The sequence below is a fragment of the Saccharopolyspora sp. NPDC002686 genome, assembly GCF_040295745.1.
Lineage (GTDB): Bacteria > Actinomycetota > Actinomycetes > Mycobacteriales > Pseudonocardiaceae > Saccharopolyspora > Saccharopolyspora oryzae.
Window position 1 is genome coordinate 1 of the sequence record NZ_JBEOVY010000365.1, and the last position, 7363, is coordinate 7363.

The following is a 7363-nucleotide window of genomic DNA, read 5'->3' on the forward strand; positions in this document are numbered from 1 at the left end:
GAACAGCAGCAGCAGAATCGTCGACCTGGGGTGTGGAACTACACCCGCTACGGGCGAGCGCTGGGCATGCTCGTCGGTGGGGCGTTGGGAGATTCGCGCAAGCCGTCTCCGCACCGGCCTCTTCGCTCAGCGCCGTTCCACGAACGGCTCGAGGAGTCCGGGGAGGGCTTCGTTGGCCAGAGCGAGGCCCTCGGCTTCGGCGACGTCGTGCACTTCGTAGATGCTGTTGCCCGCTGCGGTCGTCGCGCCGACCGTCATGAGTCCCGACCGCCGCTGGAACACGGTGCGGCTCATCTTCCAGCCGATCACCCCGTCGCGTTCCAGGACGACCGTGCGCCGGATCCCGCTGCCGTTGCGGGAGATCAGGTACCGGTCGGTCAGCTGGTGGCCGAGGTTGCGGTAGGCGTCCACTGCGAACCCCAGGAAGACCAGGACGACGGCCGCACCTGCGGCGATCGCCAATGGCACGGGGATCCATCCGTACATCGCTGCCACGACTGCTGCGATCAAGAACGGTGCTGCGGCCATCAACGCCCAGTTGATGCGTCGTCGCAGTGCCGCTCGTGGGTGATGTCGCAACGGGACCTGCGACGGTGGCTGCGGTTCGCGCAGCACCGCTGCCGAGGTCCGGTAGGCCACGGAGCGGGGAGCCGGGGGCAGCAGCGTCTTGTTGTCCGGTTGGTTCTCCTCCTTCTTCTGGTTCAGGCCGGTGGCCACCGCGTGCAGCCGAGCACCGCCGGCCCAGCGCAGCAGCAGCGGTTCCACCAGCTCGATCCCGCGCAGCCGCCGTTCTTCCAGCGAGACCGAGCGGGTGGTGAGCAGGCCGCGCTTGACCTGCAGGGTGTCCCCGCGGTCACGGCTCAGCCGGAATCCCCACCACATCTCCAGCGACAGCACGAAGGAGCCGAGCACGCCGACGGCCAGCGCGAGCGCGGCGCCGACCGCGACGACCAGCCACAGCGAAGTCGCCACCACGGCTGCGCCGATGGCGTTGAACACCCCGGTGGCCTTCAGCAGTTCGCTGAACGATCCGATCGCGGAGCCGATCGCGCCCCAGACGATCAGCGCCAACCCCACCGACAGCGAGGAGTAGGCCAGCCACGCGGGGTTGAGACGTGCCAGCGTGCTGCTGGTCTCCGGCGCTGGAACGCCCGAATCGACCACAGTGGACGAATCGCCGAACAGCAGCTCCTGGCGCAGCGATTCGGCGTGCTGGCGGGAGATCGCGTCGAGCTTCAGCTCGCTGCTGTCGCCGGACTGGCCGCCGGTGCCGACCTTCACCGTCGTGACGCCGAAGACGCGGTGGCTCAGGCTCGCGGTGAGGTCGAAGCTGCGGATCCGGTCGCGGGGGATCGAGCGGTGGTTCCGTGTGACGGCGCCCTTGCGGAGCTCGAAGTGCTCCGGGGTGATGCGGTACCAGGCGAACCACCATTCGAGAGCGTACAGACCGGCGAACAGCAGTCCGGCGGCCAGCCACAGCCCCGCCGTGATCAGGATCGCGCTGGTGGGGGCGCCGGAGATCGCCATGACCGCGACGGCCGGCACCATCGGCGCCAGCACCAGCCCGGCGATGGCGGCGATCGTCTTGGGGTCCTGGCGGCGCCACTGCCCGTCGATCACGGTGCTCACGTCGCATCTCCCGGCGTCGCCTGGGTGGTGGCGGTCAGCTGCTCGACGACGGCCCGGGCGGTGTCCCGGTCCAGTCCGTCGATCGTCAGCGGCCCCGCTGCCGAGGCCGTGGTCACGGTGACGCTGGAGAGGGTGAACAGCTGCTGCAGCGGACCCCGAACGGTGTCGACGGTCTGGATGCGCGACATCGGCGCGATCCGCCACTCCTGGCGCAGCCAGCCCGCCGCGGTGTAGACCGCGTCATCGGTGATCTCCCAGCGGTGCACCCGGAACCGCCACTGCGGCATGACCAGCACGTAGGGCACCCCGAGCACGGCGACCACCACCAGCGCCAGCAGCAGCCAGGGCTGCGCGGGTGGGATGAGCACCGCGGCCACGGCCAGTGCGACCAGCACCGGGACGACCAGGACCAGTGCCTGCACCGTCCACCAGCCGATCGCGCGGCGTTCTACGCGATTGCGCGGTGGGCGGAGCCGGAGTCCGGTGGTGTTCGCATCGGCCACGGTCGGTCCTTTCCTGCGGTCGGCTGGCTGCGACGACCATTCTTCCAGCGTGCACGGGGCGTTCGAGGTCATGACGCCCTACGAGAGCGTCTTGAGCTGCGGCCAGATCTGGCTCCAGGTTCCGATCTTGGCGGTGCAGAGCCAGATCGGGAGGGTTCCGTCCTTGATCTTGCGCACCTCGGTGAAGTGCTGGCGGATTTCTTCGGGGTCTCCGACGAACAGCACGGAGTCGATCTGCTCGTCGGGTTGCCCGAAGTAGCCGTAGCCCCGGTGCGGGCTGTAGGTCTCCGGAAGTTCGTACCGCGTCCGGTTGACCTCCAGCATGGACGCGGCGATGTAGCTGTCGCCCACCACCGCCGTGTGCGCCCGCTGGTCCGGTGGCAGCGCGGTGAACGCGGCCGAGGTGTCGCGGGCGATCTCGTCGGAGGTCGGCATGCCGAAGGAGCCCGAGATCACCGTGGAGACCCACACCATGTAGCCGGCCAGCGCGGCGGAGGCCGCGTAGGGGAACCAAGCCGTCCACCCCCAGCGGGACGGTTTGGCCTCCCGGCGGCGCTGCAGCGCCACCAGTCCGGCTGCGATCACCACGCCGTACATCCCGATCAAGTAGTAGGGGCGCGCGGCGGTGGCGACGAAGAAGGCGTACATCAGGATCGAGGCGACCGCGAAGAACCGGTACGGCCGCAGTTCAGCCGAGCGGAACAGCTTCCACAGCCCGATCAGGAACAGCGCCGCACCTGCGACGCCGGCGTAGAGCACCAGCGTGACGGCGGTGCCGCTGCGGCCGCCGGACAGCAGCGGGGATTCCTCGGCCACGACCGCGCCCATCTGCAACTGAGGCCAGCCGTGCAGGGCCTGCCACAGCACCGTGGGCGCGGCGATCACGAACGCGATGCCGACCCCGCCCCAGAACATCGGGCGGCGCAGGACGTCGCGCGGACCCACCAGGAGCACGCTGATCAGCAGCGCCGCGCACAGGATCGCCACCTGGAACTTGGTCTGCATCGCCACGCCGAGGACGAGCCCGAACACCAGCAGCAGCCGGTCGTCGCCGTCGCCCTGCTCGCGCAGCCGGATCCAGCGGACCAGCAGCCAGCTGAGCACCAGCCACTGCAGCGGTTCGAAGGTGTACGGGGTGACCCAGTGGCCGACCAGCGCGGTCCACAGCCCGGTCGCACCGGCGCCGGCGGCGAGCACCTGCGCCCGGCGGTCGCCGCCGAGCTCGCGGACGAGCAGCGCGCACATCACGACCGCTGCGGCGGTCGCCAGCACCGCGGGCAGGCGCAGCACGATCATCGAACCCGGTGCGATCCAGTCCATCGCCGCCGCGATCAGCGGCGCGAGCGGCGGCTGGTCGACGTACCCCCAGTCCAGGTGGTACTTGCCCGCCGCGAGCATGTACACCTCGTCGATCCAGTAGTCGCCGACCGCGCTCATCACGAGGTGCGCGACGGCGACCAGGCCGGCGATGGTGAGCACCGGCCACTTGGCCAGCGGCCGCAACCCGGGTTCGGCCGGCGGCCGGGGTTGCGGTTCGAGCACGGCGGATTTCATGATTCCCCCAAGGCGTTCCGGCTAGGACTGGATCCATTCAAGCCGGGGACGGCCCGGGGAGAACACCGCGCTTGGTAGGGCGTGCGGGTGGCGAAAGTCGTCTCTTCCCCGGGGACGGTGCAACTTTCGTCTAGGTCCCATCCGACGACGGGTGGTTTCCGGCCGGTTTCCCGCGTGTCGTTGTCTACCGTGTTCCAGGTGAAGCGCCCGCTGTGGCGGCTGCTGTGGAACGACAAGCGCGAGGCCGCGTTCGACGTGGCACTCGTGCTCGGACTGATTCTGCTCGGCCGCGTGATGCTCGTGATGTACCCGTCCGACACCTCGCCGGAGGCGCACGACTGGATCGGCGGGCTCTGGCTGAACGACGTGATCATGACGTGCCTGGACGTCGCGCTGCTGGCGCGGCGGCGCTACCCGATCGTGCTCATGTCGCTGGTCGCGGCGCTGGCGCTCCTGCAACCGCTGATGGTCGAGCTCGGCCCGGGACCGCTGCTGTTCATCAACCAGCAGTCCGACCCGTGGCTGCCCGGGCAGACGCCGTGGGCGGTCTACGCCGCCGTCGTCTACACCTCGAGCCGCCCGTGGAAGTTCTTCGCCTGGGACCTGATCAGCATCACCGCGCTGGTCAGCGTCCGGCCGTGGGGCGACCCGTCGAGCGATGCCGTCGTCGGGGCCGTCATGTGGACGGTCTTCCCGGCGGTCCTCGGGCTCTACGTGAGCGCGCGCCGCAGGCTGGTGAGCGCGCTGCGGGAGCGGGCGGAGCGCGCCGAGCGGGAGCAGGACCTGCTGGCCGAGCAGGCGCGGGCGGACGAGCGGACCCGCCTGGCCGCCGAGATGCACGACGTGGTCACCCACCGGGTGAGCCTCATGGTGCTGCAGGCGGGAGCGCTGGGCGTGGCGGCGAAGGACCCGGAGATCCGCCAGGCGGCGGAGGAACTGCGCAGCAGCGGTTGCGAGGCGCTGGAGGAGCTGCGGGACCTGGTCGGAGTGCTGCGGCGCGGTTCGGCCGAGCCGGAGGAGCACTTCGAGGTCGCTCCTCCGACGGCCCTGCCGGACCTCGCGGAGCTGATCGGGCAGTCCGAATCGGTCGGGGTGCCGGTGGAGTTCACTGTGGACGGTGATCCGCGGGTGGTGTCCGCCGCGGTCGGTCGAACCGCCTACCGCGTGGTGCAGGAAGCGCTGACCAACGTGCACAAGCACGCGTTCGGCTCCCGGGTGGGCGTGCGCCTGCTGCACAGCGACGACCGGCTGCGCTTGGTGGTCCGCAACACCGAGCCGCCGGAGCGGGCGGCGGCGGACCTGGCCGACAGCGGATCCGGAACGGGGTTGCTCGGACTGCAGCAGCGGGTCGAGCTGGTCGGCGGCACGTTCCGGGCCGGACCGGCCGCCGGGGGCGGGTTCGAGGTCGATGTGATACTCCCGGCGTACGTGCCAACGGGGGAGGCGGCCGGCGATGAGTGAGCCGATCAGGGTCGTGGTGGTCGACGACGAGCCGATGGTCTGCGCGCACCTCCGCACCATCCTCGGTTCGGCGCCGGACATCGAGGTCGTCGACGACGCGCAGGACGGCGCGGCGGCGGTCGAGTCCGTGGTGCGGCACCGGCCGCGCGTGGTGCTGATGGACCTGCGGATGCCCGGCGTCGACGGGCTGACCGCCATCGAGCGCATCTGCAAGCTGCCCGAACCGCCGGCGGTGGTCGCGCTGACCACGTTCGACGCCGACAAGTACGTGCTGCGCGCCCTGCGCGCCGGAGCGGCCGGGTTCCTGGTCAAGTCGACGCCGCCGGGCGACCTCATCGGACTGGTGCGGGTGGCGGCGGACGGGCACACCGTGCTGTCCCAGGAGGCGAAGAAGCGGTTGCTGGCGGCATCGGGCGACGAGCAGAGCACCCGGCAGCGGGCCGTCGAACTGGTCCGGGACCTGACCGAGCGGGAGGTCGAGGTGCTGACCTGCTTGGGGCGCGGGCTGTCGAACGCGCAGGTCGCCGAGCAGCTGTACCTGTCCGAAGCGACGGTGAAGAGCTACGTGTCCCGGCTGCTGGTGAAGCTGTCCTGCGCGAACCGGTTGCAGGCCGGGCTGCTCGCCTACGACGCCGGATTGGTGCCGCGCTGAGCCTTCGGATGCGCGTTCTGGCCGGGGTTCACCCGGTTGGCGGTCGAATTCGTCCGACCGCGCGAACTCCTGGTCCGGTCGGCAATCGCCCGGTTCGCATCCGACCAGCGGGCTAGGCCGAGAGGTTGAACGATCAATCGGCGCAAGCTCCACCGATTGGCCCTGGAATATTCCACCAGAAATCAGATACACCAGAGGCAGCGCGTTCCACGCGAGGCGGTCGGGGCCTCGGAGCGCGCCTGCCATCGGTTCGGGGATCGATGGCACCACCGGTCGGAGGGGTCCGGCCGCGGTTGGGGGTGTCCCCGGCGCAGTTCGGGGTGCGCCGGGGACGCTTCTTTCCGGGAAGCGTCCGCTTCGGACTCCTCGCGCGCGCATCCGGAGTCCGCTTCGGACGGTGGCCGATTTCGGTTGCGCCGCACCGCGAACCGGGGCTTGACGAATCGGTGTCGTCCCGTTGTCCAGCCGCTGAACTGGGGAAACTCCTTGCTGGACTGGTTAAAACGGCAAATTCCGGTCCTTTCCCGGTCGGTACCGGCGCCTATATCGTTCGATTCGAGTTCGTCGCTGTGCGTAACCGGCAGGTGGAGGCAGGCCACCGGGTTCGGTGTGCAGCGGCCGATTTCCGCACACGAGGAGAACACGATGGTCGATGCCCCACGTCGCCTGGCCCGGTTCGCCGGAGTCACCGCGATCGCCGTCGCAGCCCTTTCCGCGGCTTCCGTCGCGCAGGCGCAGCCCGCGCAGCCGACGGACGTCAACCCCTACGTCGTCGGTGGCGAGGACGCCGACATCGCGGACCACCCGTTCACCGTCGCGCTGGTCACCCCGGAGGGCCAGCAGTTCTGCGGCGGCTCGCTGGTGGCCCCGGACAAGGTGCTCACCGCGGCGCACTGCACCACCGGCTCGCAGCCGGCGGAGATCAACGTGGTCAGCGGCCGCACCGTGATGAGCTCCCAGGACGGGACCGTCTCGAAGGTCACCAACATCTGGGTGCACCCGGAGTACCAGGACGCCACCAAGGGTTTCGACGTCTCGGTGCTGACGCTCGAGGCTCCGGTGCAGGAGGCCCCGATCGAGCTGGCCACCGCTGACGACGCCGGTTACGCGCCGGACTCCCAGGCGACCATCCTCGGCTGGGGCAACACCACCGAGGGCGGCCAGCAGGCGGACCACCTGCAGAAGGCCGTCGCCCCGGTGACCTCCGACGACACCTGCAAGGGCGCCTACGCCGAGTACAGCCCGGACTCGATGGTCTGCGCCGGTCTGCCGGAAGGCGGCGTCGACGCCTGCCAGGGCGACTCCGGTGGCCCGCTGGTGGTGGACAACAAGCTGATCGGCGTCACCTCGTGGGGTGAGGGCTGCGCCCGTCCGGGCAAGCCCGGCATCTACGCCCGCGTCGGCGCCTACCACGACGTGATCCAGGAGCAGATCGGTTCGTCGGCCACCCGCTGACCGAACGACCTGACGAAGAGGCCGCGGGCAACCCCCGCGGCCTCTTCGCGTCCCGGCGCCCCGAACCAGGGTTTCCGCAATTTCAATGGAAATCGGACCTCCGATTTCC

The 7363-nt window shown here is 70.1% G+C and carries 6 protein-coding genes; 3 read left to right on the forward strand and 3 right to left on the reverse strand.

All coding sequences use genetic code 11. From position 1 onward, the window contains the following. Nucleotides 1-126: 126 nt before the first annotated feature. The 3 genes from ABTZ89_RS32570 to ABTZ89_RS32580 all read right to left on the reverse strand — a co-directional run bounded on the left by ABTZ89_RS32570 (nt 127) and on the right by ABTZ89_RS32580 (nt 3686). Complete coding sequence (locus tag ABTZ89_RS32570; RefSeq protein ID WP_351051998.1) at nt 127-1629, reverse strand: PH domain-containing protein; 1503 nt, start codon at nt 1627-1629, stop codon at nt 127-129. Then, a complete protein-coding gene (locus ABTZ89_RS32575) occupies nt 1626-2132 on the reverse strand; it encodes a PH domain-containing protein (protein ID WP_270952735.1) in 507 nt (168 codons plus the stop codon). Before ABTZ89_RS32575 ends, ABTZ89_RS32570 begins: the two co-directional genes overlap by 4 nt. A 78-nt stretch (nt 2133-2210) precedes the next feature. Next, entirely contained in the window at nt 2211-3686 is a 1476-nt protein-coding gene (locus tag ABTZ89_RS32580; RefSeq protein WP_351052003.1) for an ArnT family glycosyltransferase, read from the reverse strand. A 198-nt stretch (nt 3687-3884) separates the two neighbouring features. Between ABTZ89_RS32580 and ABTZ89_RS32585 the strand changes: the two genes are divergently transcribed. The 3 genes from ABTZ89_RS32585 (at nt 3885) to ABTZ89_RS32595 (ending at nt 7254) form a co-directional block, all read left to right on the forward strand. Next, nucleotides 3885-5147: a sensor histidine kinase gene (locus ABTZ89_RS32585; protein ID WP_351052005.1), complete on the forward strand. Its 1263-nt coding sequence runs from the start codon at nt 3885-3887 to the stop codon at nt 5145-5147. After that, nucleotides 5140-5799, forward strand: coding sequence for a response regulator transcription factor (locus ABTZ89_RS32590; RefSeq protein WP_270952732.1), 660 nt, complete (start codon nt 5140-5142; stop codon nt 5797-5799). The genes ABTZ89_RS32585 and ABTZ89_RS32590 overlap by 8 nt, the downstream gene beginning before the upstream one ends. 645 nt (nt 5800-6444) lie before the next feature. Then, nucleotides 6445-7254, forward strand: coding sequence for a S1 family peptidase (locus tag ABTZ89_RS32595; protein ID WP_270952731.1), 810 nt, complete (start codon nt 6445-6447; stop codon nt 7252-7254). Nucleotides 7255-7363 lie beyond the last annotated feature (109 nt).

Coding starts and splice junctions, on each gene's coding strand:
- ABTZ89_RS32580 (WP_351052003.1), bottom strand. CDS start 3,686: ATGAAATCCGCCGTGCTCGAACCGCAACCCCGGCCGCCGGCCGAACCC.
- ABTZ89_RS32590 (WP_270952732.1), top strand. CDS start 5,140: ATGAGTGAGCCGATCAGGGTCGTGGTGGTCGACGACGAGCCGATGGTC.
- ABTZ89_RS32595 (WP_270952731.1), top strand. CDS start 6,445: ATGGTCGATGCCCCACGTCGCCTGGCCCGGTTCGCCGGAGTCACCGCG.